We start from the raw sequence: 661 nt of genomic DNA on the forward strand, positions 1-661 counted from the left end.
TGAAGCCCTGGCCACCGACGTTGTCGCCCAGGCGACCCGCGTCCTTGTAGTACTCGATGAAGTAGACCGTCTTGAAGTACTTGGTGGTCGAGGTGCTCTTCACCTTGTACGCGAGGTAGTAGTGCGTGATCGTGAACGCGGAGTCCACGATCTTCTTGTAGCCGGGGCCGGTGTACTTGTTGTACTCCTCCTCGCTGACGATGTCGGTCTTCGTCAGCTGCGGAGCCTGCTGGAAGTTCTGGTTCGAGGTGTTCTTCGGAGCCTTGTCGAACTCGTCCTTGGTGACTTCCTTGGTGGCGATCTCGGCCTTCGGGTCCGTGGTCGTCCACGGGAGGATCACCTGGGTGCCGGTGTCCTTGGTGAAGACGGGAGCCTTGGAGCCGAACTCGTCGACGAGCTGGTCGTACTCCTTCTTCGTGATCTCTACGTCCTTGCCGTACTTGTAGCCCTGCCACTTGTCGAAGGTCTCCTTGGAGACCTGCTTCTCACCGCTGTACGCGATGCCGTTGTAGACCGTGACGAACGCGTAGTCGCTGTCGTAGTCCTCGTACACCGCGAAGTCGTAGTGGGTGTAGGCGGCCTTGCCGACGTAGATGCCCCAAGGAGCCTTGGCCTGGTAGTAGCCGGGGATGAAGACCCAGTTGTCAAGAGCGCCGTTCTG

Annotated in this window: 1 pseudogene; it reads right to left on the reverse strand. The window is 59.3% G+C overall.

Annotated features, from left to right (window positions below):
* Positions 1-661: pseudogene (locus ABD810_RS38180) on the reverse strand (trypsin-like serine peptidase); the annotation flags it as partial.

Source organism: Sphaerisporangium flaviroseum (assembly GCF_039537005.1).
Taxonomy (GTDB): domain Bacteria; phylum Actinomycetota; class Actinomycetes; order Streptosporangiales; family Streptosporangiaceae; genus Sphaerisporangium; species Sphaerisporangium flaviroseum.